The sequence below is a fragment of the Bacillus stercoris genome (assembly GCF_029772985.1).
Lineage (GTDB): Bacteria > Bacillota > Bacilli > Bacillales > Bacillaceae > Bacillus > Bacillus stercoris.
In genome coordinates this window covers 1,247,100-1,265,681 of record NZ_CP121861.1, presented here as the reverse complement: position 1 = coordinate 1,265,681, position 18,582 = coordinate 1,247,100, and the positions used below count along the sequence as shown (strand labels likewise).

Here is an 18,582-nt window from a genome sequence, read left to right as displayed (position 1 = left end):
TTGTTTTAATTGACAGAATGCAAAGAAGTCAGCTTGTACGTAATGAGCGTCCGGCCGCCTTCCCATTGAAGCTTCTGCACTTCAGCTGTGCCCGACTTTTCGCCAAGCTTTGTTTTGCGCACATCCATCGGAATCTCCATCGGATATACACGGTATCCGTCCTTCTCTAACGTGAATATATTTTCATCTATGCGAACTTCTTTTCCTTTTGTCACAATCAGTGTATTAAATTCAACAGGCATTCCCAAAGTGAGATCCCCTTTCGTTCTCTTTTTTCTTTATCATACCATATTTCATTGTCAGCGGTTTTTCATCCATTGTGTAAGCTGCCGAACGATACGCCGGTTTTCTTTTGGCGGGAAATAATGTGTGAATGTACTGTAATACCACGTCTCAACCGGCTTATGCAATTGTTTTAGCCTTTCTTCAAATAAATAGGAATGCTGAATCGAAACATTTTGGTCTTTTTCTCCATGGATTAACAGCACGGGAGCCTGAATTTTGTTTACTTGATCAAACGGTGTTCGCCACTGATATTCCTCAGGCACCTTTTTCGGTGTTCCGCCGATGACTCTTTTCATCATTCGCCGCAAATCCTGCCGCTCCTCGTATGTAAGGATCATATCACTGACGCCTCCCCAGGAAACAAATGAAGCCGCATGCCTTCCCATTTCGATTGCCGTGAGCATTCCCATAATCCCGCCGCGGGAAAACCCGAAGATATGAATTCTGTCCTTCTTGACATTTGGGTGCTGCTGAAGAAGGTGAAAAGCAGAAAATGCATCCTCCCTGTCTTCTCCGGCAAAATCCTCATTGCCTTCTCCTCCTTGATTTCCTCTGTAAAAAGGAGCAAACACCACAAACCCTTGGGATGCAAACTGGATAATCCGGCCCGGCCGAACCATGCCCACGCTTTTAATCCCGCCGCGCAAATATAAAAATCCGTCATATTGTCCCGGTTCCGCCGGCTCAGCCAGAAGCCCCTTTACCCGTAATCCATTTGACAGATAGCAGACCGTATACAAACGCACATGCTGGCTTGGCGACGGAAATCTTCTTTTCTCTACAATCAAAACAGCCGCCTCCTTTTTTCTATATGCTTTCCTTACTCCAAAATTACATCCGGTGAAACTGATTAGGCATTCACACATTTTTATACCCATCATACGATATGTAAAGCAAAAAAGGATATTAACTTGATGCTAAATAAGGAGGTTGTCTATGTGAACAAATCGTTAAGGCTGGGCTTCGCCTGTGTCGGCAGTATCTTTCTGATGATCGCCCTGGCAGCTTGCAAGCAAGAAGAAACGCTGACCAAAGTTAAAGTGGCTGAAGTGACCCATTCTATTTTTTACGCACCTTTATATGTTGCCGAGTCTAAAGGATTTTTCAAGGAAGAAGGGCTTGATGTCGATGTGAATACGACCTGGGGCGGAGACAAAACGATGACATCACTTCTTTCAAACGGCTCCGACATCGCGCTTGTCGGGTCAGAAACATCTATTTATGTCGAGGCGCAAGGGGCTAAGGACCCCGTTATTAACTTCGCCCAGCTGACTCAGACAGACGGGACGTTCCTTGTCGCGAGAGAAGATGTTGAACACTTCAACTGGGATCAGCTGAACGGAAAAACGTTTCTCGGCCAGCGAAAAGGCGGCATGCCTCAAATGGTCGGCGAGTATGTGCTGAACAAACATAAGATTGACCCGCATAAGGATATAGACCTCGTCCAGAACATAGATTTCGCCAATATTGCCAATGCGTTTGCTTCTGGAACCGGTGAGTATGTACAGCTCTTTGAACCGCAGGCTTCTCTCTTTGAGAAAAAAGGCATCGGCCATATCGTGGCTTCATTCGGAGAAGAATCAGGCGAGGTTCCTTACACGACCTTTATGGCGAAACAAAGCTACCTGAAGAAAAATGAAGACACAGCCGTCAAGTTTACAAAAGCCATTTACAAGGCGCAGCAGTGGGTTGAAAATCATTCTGCGAAGGACATCACAGATGCCATTAAAGATGAATTTGATGATACCGACCCAGACGTCATCGAAACATCCATTGAACGCTATAAAAAGCAGCATTCATATTCGCCAGATCCTCTGCTTAACGAAAAAGAATGGGAGCTGCTCCAAGACATTATGGATCAAGCGGGAGAACTGCCGAAGCACATTCCATACAATCAGCTTGTAAATAAAGAAATTGCTGAAAAAGTCACCTCGGAGAAATAGGAGGCGCCATCTATGTCTTTCTTACATGTCGACCATGTAACCCATACTTACTTTTCTATCAAAGAAAAAACAACGGCTGTGCGGGATATTCATTTCGATGCCGAAAAAGGTGATTTCATCTCATTTCTCGGCCCAAGCGGCTGCGGAAAAACAACACTGCTTTCCATTATTGCCGGTTTGATTGAGCCATCGGAAGGCAGAGTTCTGATTGAAGGCCGTGAGCCGAATCAAAAAGAACATAACATTGGCTATATGCTTCAGCAGGATTACTTATTTCCCTGGAAATCTATCGAGGAAAATGTGCTTCTCGGTTTAAAAATCGCCGACACGCTGACAGAAGAAAGCAAGGCCGCTGCACTCGGCCTATTGCCTGAGTTCGGCCTCATAGATGTGGAGAAAAAATATCCGAAAGAGCTGTCAGGCGGGATGCGCCAGCGGGCCGCGCTTGCAAGAACTCTTGCGCCAGATCCAAGTCTGCTTTTGCTGGATGAGCCATTTTCCGCGCTTGATTTTCAGACAAAGCTGTCATTGGAAAACCTGGTATTCCGCACATTAAAGGAATATCAAAAAACAGCAGTGCTTGTCACTCATGATATAGGGGAAGCGATAGCGATGAGCGATACGATCTTTTTATTTTCGAATCAGCCGGGCACCATCCATCAGATTTTTACCATTCCTAAGGAATTGGCCTCGATGATGCCTTTTGACGCCCGCCAGGAGCCATCCTTCCAGACGCTGTTTCAAACGATATGGAAGGAGCTGAATTCTCTTGAGAAACAGCAAAGAAACCATTGATCTGCTTCATGAGCAGTATCAATTCAAACAAAAAAAGGAAAAGTGGAATGTCCATTCCTTTCAGCTTGCCATATTTATTCTCTTTTTCTCAGGCTGGGAAATCTCCAGCAGGCAAGGCTGGATCGATCCGCTGATCTTCAGCTCTCCATCAGCTGTATGGCGTTTATTGCTGGAGAAACTCGGTGACGGTTCATTACTGTCACACATCGGCGTCACTTTATTCGAAACGGTGCTAGGCTTTTTGCTTGGAACGTTTATGGGCACGTGCCTCGCCGCTTTGTTATGGTGGTCCAATCGGCTTGCCAAGATTTTAGATCCGTATCTTGTAATTTTGAATGCAATGCCGAAAGTGGCCCTGGGCCCGATCCTGATTGTCGCACTCGGTCCCAGTTTTATCAGCATTATTGCGATGGGAGCCATCATCAGCGTCATTATCACAACCATCGTTGTGTACACCGCCTTTCAGGAGGTCGACGAAAATTATATGAAAGTCATGAAAACATTCGGCGCAAAAAAATGGGTTATTTTTAAAGAAGTCATACTGCCCGCATCCTCTCCCGCGATTATTTCAACATTAAAAGTAAACGTCGGTTTATCATGGGTTGGCGTCATTGTAGGGGAATTCCTCGTTTCGAAGGTTGGATTGGGATATATGATTATTTACGGATTCCAAGTCTTCAATTTTACACTCGTCTTCTTAAGCCTGCTGATCATCGCCATCTTTGCCACACTGATGTATCAGGGTGTCGAGCTGCTGGAAAAGAAATGGACGAAGGGCAGGACATAATAAAAAATCCGGCACATGTGCCGGATTTTTTATTCGATCCATCCAAATTCTTTCAGTTTTTTCAAACTGATCGGAAGAACGGAATCCTTCATAATAAAGCTGAACTTTTTATTGCGGGAAAGGTTCTCCGGAAGCTCGTGAAACAAAACCGGGCCTTTCGTTTCAAAGTAATCAGCTTGCTCTTCAAGCTTTTCTATATCTGCAAAATATATATTTTTCACAATCACTTTTTCTTTACCGAGAACCTTATACTGTCCGAGATACTTGAGGCTTTTGACTCTCGCGCCCGTCTCTTCCTTTACTTCCCGGAGCGCAGCCTCTTCCGCGCACTCCATCGGCTCTACTTTCCCGCCTGGAAACTCATAGCCTCTGTCCTCATGTTCTGTTAAAAGCCATTTGCCGCCAAAACGGCAAATCACCCAGACATGCTTCGGGCTGTCCGAGAAAGGCTGATTGTCAAAGGAAAGCTGAACAGTATTCTGATAATAATCTTTAAACTCGTACATGTTTATCCCTCAAATCCGTTCCTAGCTATCTTCCATACATCATACCACAGTTACGTTTCTGCGGAAGCCTTTTATCAAAAAATAAGGGAAACCCAGCACGCCGTCAGGTTCTGCATACAGACTAGCTCGTACAGTTTTTTGTGATACCTATTGCCGAAAAGTGCGACTGACGCTCTGGGCTTTATTATGACCCGCGAACAGGGAAAAGTTACGGTTTGCGTTTAAATTTATTTTTTAACGTTTCTAAAAGATCGACAAGCACCTGGGGAACCGGTATGCCGAGAGAACTGGCTGTCACAACAATTTGCACAGATTCATAAAGAATATAAAACATAATAGCCAAGTCACGAATGGACCCCTGTGTATTCAGCAGCTGATCAAAAAAGTGGCATACAGAGATCAGAGCCAGCGTGACTAATTTTTTGACAAGCCGGGCAAATATCTTCTTAAACGACAGTTTGTGAATAATTGTTTCCTTCAAAGTCGTACTGATAAATTCAATTGCCATAAGAGAGAGCAAAATCAGAAATGAATACTGAAAACCTCCGAAGAAAAAACCCGCTGCTGAAACGCTGACTGCTATTAACGAAAAGATGCCAAAGTCTCTATCCATTTATCCCAACATCCTTTCACAGAAACGGCCTTACGATATTCTATGGAAAACAAGCCGACCGGATTGGATTTTTCAGAAAAATGGACTGGTTGTCGCCTATTTTTCAGATACAAAAAGAAAAGCCGGACGTCTGTTTTTAGACGTCCGGCCGTTCTTTTACCCCAGGTAAGCTTTTAGCATCCAGTTATGTTTTTCAATATTTTGATGGATCGCAAGAAGCATGTCCCCTGTTGTTTCGTCACCAACTTCATCAGCTAAATCCATTCCGTTTTTCAGCTCTTCCGCGATGACCGTAAAATCATCGTATACGCTTTGAACCATTTGTTCAGCTGTTTCATTTCCAGCCGCTTCTTTGACAGAAGCCGTTTCTAAGGATTCCTTCATTGTTGCAATCGGTTTTCCGTTCAGCGCCAAAAGACGTTCTGCTAAGTCATCAATATAAGTTGCTGTTTCGTTGTACAGCTCCTCAAACTTTTCATGAAGAGTGAAGAAATCTTTCCCTTTCACATACCAGTGATAATTATGTAGTTTCACATACATGACCGTCCAGTTGGCTACTTGTTTGTTCACTGCTTGAATCAATTGTTCTGACATGGTATCTCCTCCTTGTTATATGACTATGTATACCCTTAATATCGTACGCTAAAACCTCTTTTTTACCCTTATCTGTCACGATTTCTTCTATTATGCTACAATTGTTAAAAAACGGGAGGTGGAATGTCATGACGCTTCTCATTACGATAAGTATTTTGATTGTGCTGGCTGTGTTGCTTGTAACCATTTGGACGACTGTAAAAGCCTATAATGTAAAGCATACCATTGATCCACCGCAAGAAAATCACTCTGATTCACACAATCAATGATGATGTGATTGCTTCTCTTCTGACTGATTGCTCGCAGCATCGGCGTCTCCGACTTGGACTTTTAAGGTCGGCATGCTATGCTGTTTTTTTGCTGTGACATGGGATTGGACAGTGTATACACCATCTTCCTTAAACGTTGTTTCCAGCCGGTATACGCCTTTTTCTTGTTTCGCCTTAAACATTTGGCTGGCGTCTTTTTCCCCTTCTTTCCATACTTCAAACTCTACTTCATCAGCATCCGTCACAGCTTCATCACCGTATGATACGGCTGCTTCATAAGCAGCGCTGTCTCCGGGTTTTACTTTTTCAGGACCGGTCAGCTTGACATCCAAAACCTTGGGCGCCTCATCTGTATTTGCTTTGCTTTCGCCAGATCCGCATCCGTTAAGCAAAAAAGCAGAAAAAAGCAGAACAACCAACATCTTTTTCATGCCATCACCCTTTCATCGTTTACCTAAATAGTAGCAAACGCTTACAGCAAATGGTACACAAAATATGAGACGTCACAAAAAAGACCTTTTTGCGCTTGAGCAAAAAGGTCTTTTCTATTTTAGCCAAATACTTTTAGCAGTTCTTCTTTATCCTGTGAAAGCCAGAAACGCATTAAACGTTTAGCGCCTTCCAGATCATGTAGCTTCGCTTGGCCGCACTGCTTTTCATTCGCAGCCGGTATTTCGGTAATCTCTACCGCTTCCTTCATTGTGTCTTCAAGCAAATCAACGATTTCCGCCGGTGTCGGCTCTCCGCTCACAACAAGATAATAGCCAGTCTGGCAGCCCATTGGAGAGATATCAATGATATCAAAATGATCATATTTCTCTGCATGAGAACGAATCGTAAAAGCGAGCAAATGCTCAAGTGTGTGAATGGTGTCAGGCTTCATTGCCTGTTTATTTGGCTGGCAAAAACGAATATCAAATTTATTTACAACGCCGTCTGTTCCTACTTTATGCACGCCGCAATGTCTTACATATGGAGCAACAACCGCATTATGATCAAGCTCAAAACTTTCTACTGAAGGCATAATGGCACTCTCCCTTTTCTAAAAATGTACATTCATTATAACATACCTTTCCGATGAGAATAATCGAATAGCTTTTCAATCTGCGTTTTTTTTCTTATACTTGCATCAGAAAGGTTGCTGAATACATATGAAAACCCTATTTATCGCTCTGATCAGAGGATATCAAAAATTCATCTCGCCGCTGACGCCGCCAACATGCCGCTTTTATCCGACTTGCTCTCAATATGGAATCGAAGCGATTAAAACACATGGGGCTTTAAAAGGCGGCTGGCTGACAATCAAACGGATTTTGAAATGCCACCCGTTCCATCCGGGAGGGGTCGATCCCGTTCCTGAAAAGAAACACAAACATTAAGCGTTATAGCCGTTTACGACAAGATCCAGTTTTCCTGTGTCAGGATCAATAACCAAGCCATGGACTGGAACGTTTTCCGGGAACAGCGGATGATGTTTAATGACTTCTACGCTGTCTTTCACACTTGCTTCTACTGAATCAAAGCTTTTAAACCATTGATCAAAATCAACACCGGAGTACTTTAATGTTTCGATGCGTTCTTCCGGAATTCCTCTTTCTTTGATTCTATCAAGCATGCTTTCGCTGCTGATTTTGCTCATGCCGCAATCGTGATGTCCGATCACACATACCTCATCGGCGTTCAGCTCGTACACTGCGACGAGTAAACTTCTCATGATGCTTCCGAATGGGTGTGTCACAAGCGCACCGGCACTTTTAATGATTTTCACATCGCCGTTTCGCATATTCATTGAATGCGGCAGCAGTTCAACCAGACGAGTGTCCATGCAAGAAAGAATCGCCATTTTTTTATCGGGAAATTTTGACGTTTTATACTTTTCATACTCTCTTTGTTCAGTAAATGTCTTGTTAAATTCGAGAATATCATTTAGAAGACTCATGTTCGTTGTCCCTTTCTATTCTTTTTACTCTTCAATATATCACAACACTTGTTTATTCGTCATAATAAAAAAAGACAAACCCTCAGGTCTGCCTTATTTCCCCATGTTATAGCGTTTTTTGAACTGCTCAACTCGTCCGCCTTTTTCATTGAATTTCTGGCGGCCAGTATAAAACGGATGCGTGTCAGAGCTTACTTCTACTTTAATGACGGGATATGTGTTGCCGTCTTCCCACTCTGCTGTTTCATTAGATGTTTTAGTAGAGGTGCTTAGAAAACGGTAGCCGCTGTTGACATCCTGAAATATCACTTTGTGGTTCTTTGGATGAATTCCTTCTTTCATGAGTGTCTCCTTTCATCAAATCGTAATAATTACGTTTTATTTTATAACGTCACAAACGTTTTGTCAATCTTCTTACATCCTTCCCTCTGTTCTCTCATCGTAAACCTCATGGCATTTAAGAATAGGAAGAATAATCTAACCGAGGAAGCAAATAATAAACCCAAAATACATACAGAACGTCTTTTGAGAAAGGTGGTTTACGATTGTGGATGATTTAGTTTTGGCCAGAAGCCTTTTTGGCACGACAATGGGCTTTCATATCATTTTCGCAACGCTTGGAGTCGGTCTGCCGCTCATGATTTTAGTGGCGGAATTGATTTATCAAAAAACGAAAGATGACCATTATGCGATCATGGCGAAAAGGTGGACGAAAGCACAAGCTGTTTTACTGGGAGTCGCCATACCGACCGGAACGATCGCGGGCACTCAGCTCGCGCTTTTATGGCCGGGATTTATGGAAGTCATCGGCCGGGTCATGTCCCTGCCGTTTCAAATTGAAATCTATGCTTTTTTTGTTGAAGCCCTTTTCATGTCGATTTATGTATACGCAGCAGACCGCTTATCACCTGCAATGAGGATTGTTGCTGTTTTCTTTGTGTTAGTCGGGGCCGCAGCATCCGCTGTTCTGATCACGAATGTCCATGCCTTTGAAGGAACTCCGGCAGGTTTTAAAATTTTAAACGGAAAAATCACAGATGTTGATCCGTGGGCCGCGTTCTTCAACCCAAGCTTTTTTATCACTGCGGGCCATGTCGTTTTATCCGCATTTATGACGGGAGCGTTTATCGTAGCTTCTGTGGCCGCATATAAAATGATCCGGACGAGAAAAAAGGAAAAGGTCTATCGCTTTCACCGGAAAGCCCTTTTGCTCGCACTCACGATCGGCGGTATTTTTTCATTGCTGACCGCTTTGAACGGACACGAATCAGCACAAATGCTGTACGAATACCAGCCCGAAAAATTAGCCGGTGCGGAAGGCCTGTTCGAAACAAGATCCCACGCTCCGCTCGCGATCGGCGGTTTTACCGACCCGAAAGAAGAAAAAGTAAAATGGGCTATCGAGATTCCATGGGCTTTAAGCTTTTTGGCAGCGAACCGTTTTGACACTGTTGTAAAGGGATTGAATGCATTTCCTAGAGATGAATGGCCGCCGCTTTTTATTCACACGCTGTTTAATGCGATGGTCGGAGTAGGCATGCTGTTGATTCTTTATTCCATTATCGGTGTGGTCTGGAGAAAGGTGCTCAAGAAAGACCGATTCCCGACGTGGCTTTTGGTCATTTTCATGACAGCAGGCCCTTTTAGTCTTATCGGCATTGAATTCGGCTGGATTTTCGCCTGTACGGGGAGGCAGCCTTGGGTCATCTATCATCTGCTGAAAACATCGGATGTCGTGACAACGACTGGTTCGATCGGAGTGCTCTTCTTGTTTTTCACATTTGTTTATGCCGTGTTAGGCGCAGCTGTCGTCTACGTGCTCTTGTACTATTTCCGCAAGCACCCGGTTGACGAAGATTTAAATACAGCGGAGTCGTAATGGCTCCGCAAACAGGAAACCAAATGGAAGGAAGATCGACAAATGGACATTTCAACTGACGCTCTGATCGCCATCTCAATTATCTGGGGCTTTGTGTTTATTTACGCCGTCATGGCGACAATGGATTTTGGAGCTGGATTTTGGTCTATGATCTATTTAAACAAGGAACACATGAAGGCCACCGATATTGCAAATCGCTTTTTGTCTCCGACTTGGGAGGTCACAAACGTCTTTATTGTGGCCATCGTCGTGGCGCTTTTCAGTTTTTTTCCCGGTGCGACATTTGTGCTCGGCACCGTGTTATTAATTCCCGGCAGCATAATTTTGCTGCTTTTAGCGATCCGAAGCGGATTTCTCGTTTTTTCAAACACAGCAAAAGAGCGGAAAACGCTAAGATATATTTCCGGCATCTCCGGCTTTATCATTCCTGCTGTTTTAATTTTGGTGCTTCCTGTGACTCACGGAGGATTTATCGAAAAAACGGACGGGATCTATAACTTGAATATGTCTAAAATCTTTTCAAGCCCCAACGCCTATTCATTTATCGGGTTTGCGATTTTAAGCACCTTATTTTTATCCTCGCTATTGCTTGCTGATTTTTCAAATGTAGCAGAGGAACAGGATGCGTACCGGGCCTACAGAAAAAGCGCCCTGATCACCGGCCCGATTTCACTATTGTTTGCTGTATGCATTATGGTGACAATGCGGAATGAAGCAAACTGGCTGTACAGCGGAATGCTGAATGATTTCACTTGGATTATTGCATCGTTTATTACATTTGTCATTGCTGGAATCGCTCTGTTTCTGCCAAACAAAAGTTTTGGAAAAAACATCGGAAAACCGCGGCTTGCACTTGTCGCGATTGGAATACAGTATTTTCTCGCAAGCTACGCGTACGGGCGGGCGCATCTTCCGTATATGATTTATCCCGATGTGACAGTCATGTCAGGCTTCACAGAGCCAGCAACGTTCAGGGCACTGTTTGCGACGTATATCGTCGCATTTATCATTCTATTTCCGGGCTTTTATTTCTTCTGGAAAATGTTTATGCGAGATAAACGCTATATCCGCCAGGAGGAATAGAGGTGAAGCCTGCCGGCTATACTAACCCAGAACCTTTTTAAGGAGGGGATGGCATGGAGCAGAAAATTCTATGCGAAGTCAACAACTGTTCTTATTGGGGCAAAGGAAACAAATGCACCGCTGATGCCATTTATGTTGTCAGCCATACTGGTGAAACGGCTGAAAACAGCCGGGAAACAGACTGCAAAACGTTTAAGCCGCATGAATTGTAATTAAAAGAAAGAGCTGCATCAGCCAGCTCTTTCTTTTTGCATGTTGAGTGTTCTCAGCTTTTTAGTCATGACCCCGTTTGCAGGTGAAAACAAAAAGGCGCTTGCATACCATATACCTGTCATGGCCGCCATCGCTCCTGAAATCGAAACATTAAGCCACGTTGCGAAGAAATAGCCCATGATCGCCGACAGTCCGCCAATCAACGCGCTGAGAATCAGCATATAAAGAAGCCGGTCTGTCAGCAAATGTGCCGTAGCAGGCGGAACAATCAACATGGCCACAACCAATACAGCACCCACTGAATCAAAGGAAGCAACAGTCGTCAAAGACAGCATGCCCATTTGCACGTAATGAATGAGCAAAACCGGTATTCCTAAGGCTAAAGCCATTTGAGGATCAAACGAAGCGATTTTAAACTCCTTATAGCATACACTGATCAACACTACGTTTAAAACCAGAACAGATGCCAGCATCCAAAACGCTTTCGGCCCGATATCAACTCCGAATGCCGTCATCGTATTCCACGGCACAAAAGCGATTTCTCCCATTAACGAGTGCTCAATATCGAGATGGACATTCGCTCCATAAACAGAAAGCAAAATGACGCCGATTGCAAATAAGGATGTAAACACAACGCCTATGGCAGCATCTGATTGAACCCCCTTGCTATGAAGAAGCTGAACCAAAAATGCCGTTAACAATCCGGCTACAGCTGCACCGATAAACATAGAAATCCCGTCGAGACTCCCGGTCACTAGAAAAGCGCCGACAATGCCAAGCAACACGGTATGGCTGATTGCGTCGGCCAGCATTGCCATGCTTCTCAGCACAAGAAATGTGCCGATCAATGCGCAGCTTACACCGACTAATACACCGGTAGCTATAATCCATGCTTCAAAACTCATTTGCGATCTGTCCCTTCTCGGCTTCATGAGACGCTTTTCGCAGCTCAGGCATCCGGCCATACAGCTTTAATAATGAAAAAAGCCGTTCTCTCGTTTCCCCTGGCAAACGATCCGGGTCAAAGCAGTCCTGGTCGAATTCTAGATTGGCAAGCTCCATTTCATGCATGAGATACACTTCATACATCCGCTGCTTCAAAGCTGTGTGATAGCCTTTTTCTATCCCTTTGCTTGTGATTTGCCAAATCCCATTTTCGATACGCTCAATGAACCTCTCTTGTTCCAAGTCATTTAATGCCTTAAGGCATAATGAAGGGGATAGGCGTCTTTTCTTTCTTACACTTTCAACAGTTACACAAAGATTATTCTTTTCATAATGTTCATAAATCGTCAGCAGCACCTGCTCCCTGCTTGTTCTGCGCCGAAGCCTCATCAGCCTTATGGCTTTAGCCGCCAACCCCCGCTTAGGCGCGCAAATCATTGAAAAAAGAAAGATCAGCGTTGCAGATATGATTATTAATGGCCCTGTCGCCATTCCCTTCATGGTCGTGCTCAGCAGGGTTCCGGCCACTCCGCTGACCCCGCCAGTGATCCCGGCAATGATGATCATCCCTGTCAATCGTTCGGTCCAATATCTTGCAGCTATGGCAGGTGTAATCAGCATAGCCGCCATTAATATCACACCAACCGTCTGAAGCCCAATAACAACAGCACCGACAATCAGACTAGCCAAAAGTCCGTTCAAAAAACGCACCGGGATTCCCAATCCCTTTGCAAACACGAGATCAAAAGTAATCAATGTAAATTCCTTAAAGAAAACAATACATAGGAGCAGCAGAACAGCAGATATTCCTGCAATAAGGATGATATCCTGTCTGACCAATGAAGCAGCCTGGCCGAACAAAAAAGAATCAAGCCCGCTTTGGCTTCCCGCCCCCTGCTGCTGAATATATGTCAAAAGAATAATCCCAACGCCAAAAAACACAGAAAGAACTATCCCGATCGCCGAGTCCTCCTTTGTTTTTGAAAGCCGCGAAATCACCTGAATACAAAACGTTCCGAGCAGTCCGGCAAGCGCCGCACCCAGCAAAAAGAAAGGCAGTGATTTTTGCCCGGTGAGCAGAAAAGCGAAACACACGCCCGGCAGAGCTGAATGGGCCATCGCATCGCCGATTAAACTTTGCTTTCTCAGCAGCACAAAGCTACCCAAAACACCGCTTGCCGCCCCGAGCAAAAGCGTACCCGCCAGCACCCACTGTGTGTTCGGATGCTGGAGCTGCAGCCACAAACTTTCAAACATTGCGCTCACTCCTTATGCCCTTCTGCTATGACTTTATCTTTTAAAAACGTAAGCCTTCCTCCATATGTTTTTTGCAGGTTATCGATTGTAAAAACGTTTTCCGCCGGTCCGAAAGCGATTTTTCTTAAATGAAGCAGTAAAATCCAATCAAAATAATCCTCGGCGGTCTGCAAGTCATGATGGACGACAAGCACGGTTTTTCCTTTTTCTTTGAGTTCTGCCAGAAGCGTCATAATCGCGCGCTCCGTCGCTGCATCGACACCTGCAAACGGTTCATCCATAAAATAAATGTCAGCGTTCTGGCAGAGTGCCCGGGCAAGAAACACCCGCTGCTGCTGGCCGCCTGACAGCTGGCTGATCTGCCTATTCGCATAATCAAGCATCCCGACTTTTGCTAAAGCGGCCTTCGCCATTTCCACATCTGCTTTCTTTGGCCTCTTTAATAAACCGATTCTTCCGTATCTTCCCATTAGGACGACATCGAGCGCGCTTGTAGGGAAATCCCAGTCAACCGAGCCGCGCTGCGGAACATATCCGATTCTGGTCCGCTGATCCTTATAGTCTTTGCCGTAAATAGAAATGTCTCCTGAAGCCCGAGGCACAAGACCGAGAATGGTTTTGATCAAAGTTGATTTTCCCGCGCCGTTTGGGCCGATAATGCCAATCAGTTTTCCTTCCGGCACCTGCAGCGAAATGTCCTGCAGCACAGGCCTTTTATGATAAGCAACTGTCACATTATCAAGCTCAACAGGGAACATATCCTTCACCTCTTTTCTTTATTTAAGCGCTTTAGTAATCGTGTTGATATTGTGGCGGAACATTCCTTCGTATGTGCCTTCTTTGGTGCCCTTTTCACCCATGGCATCCGAATAAAGCTGGCCGCCGATTGTGACGGTATGGCCTTTTTCTTTAGCGCCTTCCACCACTGCATTGATTGATTTTTCAGATACGCTGCTTTCTACGAACACAGCTTTGATTTGTTTTTCTGTCAGAAGATCAACCAGCTCCTGAACATCCCTTAATCCGTAATCCGAATCTGTGCTTAGTCCCTGCAGGCCTTTTACCTTAAATCCATATTCATTCCCAAAGTACGCAAACGCATCATGAGCAGTCACAAGCACTCGGCTTTTCTCAGGAATATGTGCGATCTCCTGACGCGACCATTTATCTAAATTTTGCAAATCTTCTTTGTATGCTTTGGCATTTTTCTGAAAGTCATCTGCGTGCTGAGGCATTGCTTTGCTGAATTGCGCTTCAATTTCATCCACTGCATAGATCCATAGCGGAATGCTGAACCACACGTGGGGATCAAACGTCTTGCCTTCCCCCGCTGAAATAAGCTTGTTTTTCGGAATGGCCTCAGCAACTGCCGCTGCTTGTTTTTGTTCACCGATTTTTTGGAGGACGTCCTCCATTTTCCCTTCCAAATGCAACCCGCTGTACAGAACAACATCGGCTGACATTAATTTTTTCGTGTCACCTTGCGAAGCTTTGTAAAGGTGCGGATCAACCCCCGGCCCCATTAACGAGGTGACTTTTACATGCTTTCCTCCGATGTTTTCTGCTGCATCGGCAATTTGAGATGTTGTCGCTGTCACTTGTAATTGTTGATCAGCGCTCTTTCCGGCTGAATCTGTTCCGCATCCTGTTAAAGCAAAGGCCGCAAAAAGCACTGCCGCCATCAGCCCTCGTTTCATGTTTCTCCTCCTCTTTGCCATCAATGTCCGATTTTTTTATCTTATGATATCAGTTCTTAGACATGTGACATTTAATTAGACAAAAGCATATTTTATTTACTTAGGACAAAAAGTTTCTCTAGTGCAAAATTATCGCGTTTGGCCATTTTTGTCAAGCTCCATTTACATAAAAAAACCGGCTGGGTCAGCAGCCGGTCCAAACGAGAAGGGATGTATTCAATGAACACTTTTACTGTAACAGCATAGTGTCATTCATTCAAAATAGCAAAATGCTTTTTTCTTACCCATGCTGTGTGAAAACATCCATTTTGGTCACATATTTTCGCATAATATCCTGGTTCACCTCAACCCCTAAACCAGGCTGTTTTGACACAGAAATAAATCCATTATCAATACGAATATCAGGGGTCACAATATCTTCATCCCAATAGCGTGAGGATGATGAAATATCGCCGGGTATTGTGAATTGAGGCAGTGAAGCAAGCGCAACGTTCTGCGCTCTCGATATGCCGGTTTCCAGCATTCCTCCGCACCACACCTGCATGTGATGCTCTTGGCATAAATCATGAATTTTTAAAGCTTCTGTTAAGCCGCCGACACGCGAAGGCTTTATATTAATAATTTTGCAGCTTCCCAGCTCAATCGCCCGTCTCGCATCATCAACTGAACAAATGCTTTCATCAAGGCAAATGGCCGTTTTCAAATGTTTCTGCAAGTGGCGGTGGTCAACGATGTCGTCAGCTTGAAGAGGCTGCTCAATCATCATTAACTGGAATTCATCAAGCTCCTTTAAGCGGCTGATATCCTTCAGCTCATAGGAGGAATTGGCATCAGCCATGAGCGGGATGTTTGGGAACCGGCTGCGGATGGCCTTGACCAATTCCACATCCTGCCCAGGCTGAATTTTAATTTTTATTCTTTGATAACCTTCTTTTTGATAGCTTTCAATTTCCTTCAGCATATCGTCAAGGGGTGCCAGGCCGACAACCACTCCGGCAGGGACTTTATCTCTTGTTCCGCCCAATGCCTCAGCAAGAGATATGCCCTTCTTTTTCGCATAGATATCCCAGACAGCCGATTCAAGTCCCGCTTTTGCCATCCGGTTTCCTTTATACCGCGCCAGGCTGTCCGGCACTTCTGAAGGGTGATTAAATTCACGGCCGACGACATTTGGAATAAAAAAATCTTTTAGCATATGCAAACATGTTCCAATGGTTTCCTCGGTGTACCAAGGAGAAGAGAAAGCAGAAACTTCTCCCCAGCCTGTAACACCTGATGTATCAATGGCTTCCACGATCAGAAATTTACGCTCTTGAAGCGTTTCGATACTGTTTTTAAACGGTTTCTTTAAATTCATGCTCAAATGGTAAAGCGTAATTTTTTCTATTTCGATCATAGCAGTTCTCCTTTACGCGCATCTTTCAGCCGATTTCGCAAGAGCTTATTAGACGCATTGCGCGGCAGGCGGTCAAGCACAAAGAATTTTGCCGGAATTTTATACTTTGCCAAGCGTTCTTTGCAGTATGCCCTCAATTCTTCTGCGCTCACAGGCTTGTGAAGGACAAGATAGGCGTGAGGCACTTTCCCCCATTTTCTGTCCTCAGCCCCTGAAACTCCGGCTTCGGCCACAGCGGGGTGTGAAAGCAGCACTGACTCCACTTCGGCCGGATAAATGTTTTCTCCGCCAGAAATGATCAGATCTGAACGTCTGTCTAATACATATAAAAAGCCTTCATTGTCCAAATACCCAAGATCACCTGTTTTCAGCCAGCCATTTTGAAAGGAGGCTTCGTTTGCGCTCTCTCGGTTAAAATAGCTTTTCATGACATTCGGGCCTTTGACCATAATTTCACCGTGTTCGAACGGTTCACATGCCTGTCCGTCCCGCTCGATTTTGATTTCACATGAAAACAGCGGTTTCCCCGCAGATCCGAGCTTCTCCATGCTGAATTCCGGCGACAGGGTAACAATTTGTGAGCAAGTTTCTGTCATTCCATATGACTGAAAGACAGGGAATCCTTTCTCACGGCATTCCTCAAGCAATGGCAGCGGTGCAGGACCGCCGCCGAGAAGAATGCATCTGATGGATTCAGGGCAGCGGCTTGTTTCTTGTAAAAGACTGGCCAGCATAGTCTGAACCGCAGATACCATTGTCACTTCATGCCTGTTGATAGAATCCAGCACATCGCTTACGGAAAAACGCTGGTGAAGCACGACAGTCATTCCATAGATCACAGATTTAAATAATGCGGACAAGCCGCTGATGTGAAAGAGCGGCAATGCGATAAGCCAGCGGTCTTGTTCTGTTATACCCAAATTAAGCGCGGACGACACCGCACTGAAATAATGGTTGCCGAACGTTTGCTGAACTCCCTTTGGCTTTCCTGTCGTACCCGATGTATACATCAGCGTCGCCGTTGCATCCATTTGCATATAAGCCTGGATCTCTATTTCCCCCGCGGCTTCTTTCATCAATTCATCCACATCAATCGTTTGAACGATATGTTCATACTCTTTTCTGTCAAAGCTTGAGTCTGTCAGTAAAAAGCCGGAGCCGGAATCCTCCAGCTGAAACAGCCTTTCATGTGTTGACAGCTTTGTATTCAAAAGCACCGCTTTAACACCTAGCAAAAAACAAGCGTGAACAGCGTATACCATTTCTGCACGGTTTTGGAGCAAAATAGCCGCAGTATCCCCTTTCCGAACCGAATGAGCGGCAAGCTGTTCCGCCATTCGTTTAGACGCGGCAAACAATTCTGCAAATGTAACGGTTTGGTCTTTATAGATGAGAGCGATTCTCTCAGGTGTCAGCTGCGCCCGCTGCATGAGCCAGTTGGGCTGTTCTGTCAGCATGTCATCATCTCCGAGGTAAAATGTCTGTATTGAAAAGAAAACAGCTTGGACCGCAAAGTCTCAAGCTGTTGGTTGACTAAGTATTGCTGATCACGGGAAACGGGGGAACTGTCCGAAATCAGGTTTGCGTTTTTCCTTGAAGGAATCACGGCCTTCTTTTGCTTCATCTGTTGTGTAGTAAAGAAGGGTAGCATCCCCTGCAAACTGCTGAATTCCAGCAAGTCCGTCTGTGTCCGCGTTAAACGCAGCTTTAAGAAAGCGCAGTGCGGTCGGGCTTTTTTCAAGCATTTCTTCACACCATTTAATCGTTTCTTCTTCAAGCTGTTCCAAAGGAACGACTGTGTTGACAAGACCCATGTCCAGTGCTTCTTGTGCGTTGTACTGACGGCATAGGTACCAGATTTCACGTGCTTTTTTGTGCCCTACAATTCGAGCCAGGTAGCCAGAACCGTAACCTGCATCGAAGCTTCCCACTTTAGGGCCTGTTTGTCCGAAAATTGCGTTGTCTGCAGCAATTGTCAAGTCACATACGATGTGAAGCACATGGCCTCCGCCGATCGCATATCCAGACACCATCGCAACAACAGGTTTCGGAATGACACGGATTAAACGCTGAAGATCCAATACGTTTAGACGCGGGATCTGGTCGTCTCCTACATATCCACCGTGACCGCGCACTTTTTGGTCTCCGCCAGAACAAAATGCTTTGTCCCCTGCGCCGGCAAGCACGATAACCCCAACGTTTTGGTCGTCTCTTGCGTCAGCAAACGCATCAATCATTTCAGCAACCGTTTTAGGGGTAAACGCATTATGTACCTCAGGTCGGTTGATTGTTATTTTTGCAATGCCATTATACGTTTCATACAATATCTCATCGTATGTCCGTTTTGTTTTCCATTCAGCCATATGATGACCTCCTTTTAT

General features: G+C 44.9%; 24 protein-coding genes. 8 read left to right on the top strand and 16 right to left on the bottom strand.

The window, feature by feature from the left end:
• Positions 1 to 5: 5 nt before the first annotated feature.
• Positions 6 to 248, bottom strand: coding sequence for a DUF2584 domain-containing protein (locus tag QA442_RS06610; protein ID WP_095432478.1), 243 nt, complete (start codon positions 246 to 248; stop codon positions 6 to 8).
• Between the two features lie 51 nt (positions 249 to 299).
• Positions 300 to 1,073 carry an alpha/beta hydrolase family protein gene (locus QA442_RS06605; protein ID WP_095432479.1) on the bottom strand — a complete coding sequence of 258 codons (774 nt, stop codon included), beginning with the start codon at positions 1,071 to 1,073 and terminating at the stop codon, positions 300 to 302.
• Between the two features lie 150 nt (positions 1,074 to 1,223).
• On the opposite strand from QA442_RS06605, the gene QA442_RS06600 reads away from it, so the two are divergent.
• The 3 genes from QA442_RS06600 to QA442_RS06590 are packed head-to-tail and all read left to right on the top strand — an operon-like array spanning position 1,224 to position 3,810.
• Entirely contained in the window at positions 1,224 to 2,228 is a 1,005-nt protein-coding gene (locus tag QA442_RS06600; RefSeq protein WP_095432480.1) for an ABC transporter substrate-binding protein, read from the top strand.
• 12 nt (positions 2,229 to 2,240) lie between these two features.
• Positions 2,241 to 3,023 (top strand): ABC transporter ATP-binding protein, encoded by a 783-nt coding sequence (locus tag QA442_RS06595; RefSeq protein ID WP_014665086.1) that lies wholly within the window; start codon positions 2,241 to 2,243, stop codon positions 3,021 to 3,023.
• On the top strand, positions 2,998 to 3,810 hold the full coding sequence (locus QA442_RS06590; RefSeq protein WP_095432481.1) for an ABC transporter permease: 813 nt from the start codon (positions 2,998 to 3,000) through the stop codon (positions 3,808 to 3,810). Before QA442_RS06595 ends, QA442_RS06590 begins: the two co-directional genes overlap by 26 nt.
• Before the next feature lie 29 nt (positions 3,811 to 3,839).
• Here QA442_RS06590 and ytkD read toward each other — a convergent pair whose 3' ends face one another.
• From ytkD to QA442_RS06575, 3 genes are all read right to left on the bottom strand, one after another.
• Entirely contained in the window at positions 3,840 to 4,316 is a 477-nt protein-coding gene (gene ytkD / locus QA442_RS06585; RefSeq protein WP_095432482.1) for an RNA deprotection pyrophosphohydrolase, read from the bottom strand.
• Positions 4,317 to 4,524: 208 nt separating this feature from the next.
• Positions 4,525 to 4,929: a phage holin family protein gene (locus tag QA442_RS06580; RefSeq protein ID WP_014665089.1), complete on the bottom strand. Its 405-nt coding sequence runs from the start codon at positions 4,927 to 4,929 to the stop codon at positions 4,525 to 4,527.
• A 156-nt stretch (positions 4,930 to 5,085) separates the two neighbouring features.
• Entirely contained in the window at positions 5,086 to 5,523 is a 438-nt protein-coding gene (locus QA442_RS06575; RefSeq protein WP_003229083.1) for a Dps family protein, read from the bottom strand.
• Between the two features lie 128 nt (positions 5,524 to 5,651).
• On the opposite strand from QA442_RS06575, the gene ytzI reads away from it, so the two are divergent.
• Positions 5,652 to 5,792 carry a YtzI protein gene (gene ytzI / locus QA442_RS06570; protein WP_003229081.1) on the top strand — a complete coding sequence of 47 codons (141 nt, stop codon included), beginning with the start codon at positions 5,652 to 5,654 and terminating at the stop codon, positions 5,790 to 5,792.
• On the opposite strand, the gene QA442_RS06565 is transcribed toward ytzI, so the two are convergent.
• Both QA442_RS06565 and QA442_RS06560 read right to left on the bottom strand, forming a co-directional pair.
• Entirely contained in the window at positions 5,786 to 6,223 is a 438-nt protein-coding gene (locus QA442_RS06565) for a FixH family protein (RefSeq protein WP_095432483.1), read from the bottom strand. The genes ytzI and QA442_RS06565 overlap by 7 nt on opposite strands.
• 119 nt (positions 6,224 to 6,342) lie before the next feature.
• Positions 6,343 to 6,816, bottom strand: a complete 474-nt coding sequence (locus QA442_RS06560) for an S-ribosylhomocysteine lyase (protein WP_014114882.1) — start codon at positions 6,814 to 6,816, stop codon at positions 6,343 to 6,345.
• Between the two features lie 127 nt (positions 6,817 to 6,943).
• On the opposite strand from QA442_RS06560, the gene yidD reads away from it, so the two are divergent.
• Positions 6,944 to 7,171: a membrane protein insertion efficiency factor YidD gene (yidD, locus tag QA442_RS06555; protein ID WP_014665092.1), complete on the top strand. Its 228-nt coding sequence runs from the start codon at positions 6,944 to 6,946 to the stop codon at positions 7,169 to 7,171.
• Here yidD and QA442_RS06550 read toward each other — a convergent pair.
• Together QA442_RS06550 and QA442_RS06545 are read right to left on the bottom strand one after the other, a co-directional pair.
• Positions 7,168 to 7,731 (bottom strand): beta-class carbonic anhydrase, encoded by a 564-nt coding sequence (locus QA442_RS06550; protein WP_014665093.1) that lies wholly within the window; start codon positions 7,729 to 7,731, stop codon positions 7,168 to 7,170. The genes yidD and QA442_RS06550 overlap by 4 nt on opposite strands.
• Before the next feature lie 93 nt (positions 7,732 to 7,824).
• Positions 7,825 to 8,073 carry a type B 50S ribosomal protein L31 gene (locus tag QA442_RS06545; protein ID WP_003219346.1) on the bottom strand — a complete coding sequence of 83 codons (249 nt, stop codon included), beginning with the start codon at positions 8,071 to 8,073 and terminating at the stop codon, positions 7,825 to 7,827.
• Between the two features lie 205 nt (positions 8,074 to 8,278).
• Here QA442_RS06545 and QA442_RS06540 point away from each other — a divergent pair, with 205 nt between their 5' ends.
• From QA442_RS06540 to QA442_RS06530, 3 genes are read left to right on the top strand one after another with little or no spacing between them, the layout of a single operon-like run.
• Positions 8,279 to 9,610: a cytochrome ubiquinol oxidase subunit I gene (locus tag QA442_RS06540; RefSeq protein WP_014665095.1), complete on the top strand. Its 1,332-nt coding sequence runs from the start codon at positions 8,279 to 8,281 to the stop codon at positions 9,608 to 9,610.
• A 42-nt stretch (positions 9,611 to 9,652) separates the two neighbouring features.
• The gene (locus tag QA442_RS06535) at positions 9,653 to 10,693 is read left to right on the top strand and encodes a cytochrome d ubiquinol oxidase subunit II (RefSeq protein ID WP_014665096.1); all 1,041 of its coding nucleotides are present in this window, start codon (positions 9,653 to 9,655) and stop codon (positions 10,691 to 10,693) included.
• Between the two features lie 53 nt (positions 10,694 to 10,746).
• A complete protein-coding gene (locus QA442_RS06530; RefSeq protein WP_014665097.1) occupies positions 10,747 to 10,905 on the top strand; it encodes a DUF1540 domain-containing protein in 159 nt (52 codons plus the stop codon).
• A gap of 18 nt (positions 10,906 to 10,923) precedes the next feature.
• On the opposite strand, the gene mntD is transcribed toward QA442_RS06530, so the two are convergent.
• The 7 genes from mntD to menB all read right to left on the bottom strand — a co-directional run bounded on the left by mntD (position 10,924) and on the right by menB (position 18,564).
• The gene (gene mntD / locus QA442_RS06525) at positions 10,924 to 11,811 is read right to left on the bottom strand and encodes a manganese ABC transporter permease MntD (RefSeq protein ID WP_095432484.1); all 888 of its coding nucleotides are present in this window, start codon (positions 11,809 to 11,811) and stop codon (positions 10,924 to 10,926) included.
• The gene (mntC, locus tag QA442_RS06520) at positions 11,801 to 13,108 is read right to left on the bottom strand and encodes a manganese ABC transporter permease MntC (protein ID WP_095432485.1); all 1,308 of its coding nucleotides are present in this window, start codon (positions 13,106 to 13,108) and stop codon (positions 11,801 to 11,803) included. The genes mntD and mntC overlap by 11 nt, the downstream gene beginning before the upstream one ends.
• Before the next feature lie 5 nt (positions 13,109 to 13,113).
• A complete protein-coding gene (mntB, locus tag QA442_RS06515) occupies positions 13,114 to 13,866 on the bottom strand; it encodes a manganese ABC transporter ATP-binding protein MntB (protein ID WP_095432486.1) in 753 nt (250 codons plus the stop codon).
• Positions 13,867 to 13,884: 18 nt separating this feature from the next.
• A complete protein-coding gene (mntA, locus tag QA442_RS06510) occupies positions 13,885 to 14,805 on the bottom strand; it encodes a manganese ABC transporter substrate-binding protein/adhesin MntA (RefSeq protein ID WP_095432487.1) in 921 nt (306 codons plus the stop codon).
• Between the two features lie 280 nt (positions 14,806 to 15,085).
• On the bottom strand, positions 15,086 to 16,201 hold the full coding sequence (menC, locus tag QA442_RS06505; RefSeq protein WP_014665102.1) for an o-succinylbenzoate synthase: 1,116 nt from the start codon (positions 16,199 to 16,201) through the stop codon (positions 15,086 to 15,088).
• Positions 16,198 to 17,658, bottom strand: a complete 1,461-nt coding sequence (locus QA442_RS06500) for an o-succinylbenzoate--CoA ligase (RefSeq protein WP_095432488.1) — start codon at positions 17,656 to 17,658, stop codon at positions 16,198 to 16,200. Before QA442_RS06500 ends, menC begins: the two co-directional genes overlap by 4 nt.
• 90 nt (positions 17,659 to 17,748) lie before the next feature.
• Positions 17,749 to 18,564, bottom strand: a complete 816-nt coding sequence (menB, locus tag QA442_RS06495) for a 1,4-dihydroxy-2-naphthoyl-CoA synthase (protein ID WP_003229054.1) — start codon at positions 18,562 to 18,564, stop codon at positions 17,749 to 17,751.
• Positions 18,565 to 18,582: the final 18 nt, after the last annotated feature.

Excerpts from the sequence above, each read along its gene's own strand:
- mntA (WP_095432487.1), bottom strand. The coding sequence starts at position 14,805 with ATGAAACGAGGGCTGATGGCGGCAGTGCTTTTTGCGGCCTTTGCTTTA.
- QA442_RS06580 (WP_014665089.1), bottom strand. The coding sequence starts at position 4,929 with ATGGATAGAGACTTTGGCATCTTTTCGTTAATAGCAGTCAGCGTTTCA.
- QA442_RS06560 (WP_014114882.1), bottom strand. The coding sequence starts at position 6,816 with ATGCCTTCAGTAGAAAGTTTTGAGCTTGATCATAATGCGGTTGTTGCT.
- QA442_RS06575 (WP_003229083.1), bottom strand. The coding sequence starts at position 5,523 with ATGTCAGAACAATTGATTCAAGCAGTGAACAAACAAGTAGCCAACTGG.
- yidD (WP_014665092.1), top strand. The coding sequence starts at position 6,944 with ATGAAAACCCTATTTATCGCTCTGATCAGAGGATATCAAAAATTCATC.
- ytzI (WP_003229081.1), top strand. The coding sequence starts at position 5,652 with ATGACGCTTCTCATTACGATAAGTATTTTGATTGTGCTGGCTGTGTTG.
- mntD (WP_095432484.1), bottom strand. The coding sequence starts at position 11,811 with ATGAGTTTTGAAGCATGGATTATAGCTACCGGTGTATTAGTCGGTGTA.
- QA442_RS06565 (WP_095432483.1), bottom strand. The coding sequence starts at position 6,223 with ATGAAAAAGATGTTGGTTGTTCTGCTTTTTTCTGCTTTTTTGCTTAAC.
- menC (WP_014665102.1), bottom strand. The coding sequence starts at position 16,201 with ATGATCGAAATAGAAAAAATTACGCTTTACCATTTGAGCATGAATTTA.
- ytkD (WP_095432482.1), bottom strand. The coding sequence starts at position 4,316 with ATGTACGAGTTTAAAGATTATTATCAGAATACTGTTCAGCTTTCCTTT.
- QA442_RS06550 (WP_014665093.1), bottom strand. The coding sequence starts at position 7,731 with ATGAGTCTTCTAAATGATATTCTCGAATTTAACAAGACATTTACTGAA.
- mntB (WP_095432486.1), bottom strand. The coding sequence starts at position 13,866 with ATGTTCCCTGTTGAGCTTGATAATGTGACAGTTGCTTATCATAAAAGG.
- QA442_RS06535 (WP_014665096.1), top strand. The coding sequence starts at position 9,653 with ATGGACATTTCAACTGACGCTCTGATCGCCATCTCAATTATCTGGGGC.
- mntC (WP_095432485.1), bottom strand. The coding sequence starts at position 13,108 with ATGTTTGAAAGTTTGTGGCTGCAGCTCCAGCATCCGAACACACAGTGG.
- QA442_RS06595 (WP_014665086.1), top strand. The coding sequence starts at position 2,241 with ATGTCTTTCTTACATGTCGACCATGTAACCCATACTTACTTTTCTATC.
- QA442_RS06500 (WP_095432488.1), bottom strand. The coding sequence starts at position 17,658 with ATGCTGACAGAACAGCCCAACTGGCTCATGCAGCGGGCGCAGCTGACA.
- menB (WP_003229054.1), bottom strand. The coding sequence starts at position 18,564 with ATGGCTGAATGGAAAACAAAACGGACATACGATGAGATATTGTATGAA.
- QA442_RS06530 (WP_014665097.1), top strand. The coding sequence starts at position 10,747 with ATGGAGCAGAAAATTCTATGCGAAGTCAACAACTGTTCTTATTGGGGC.
- QA442_RS06545 (WP_003219346.1), bottom strand. The coding sequence starts at position 8,073 with ATGAAAGAAGGAATTCATCCAAAGAACCACAAAGTGATATTTCAGGAT.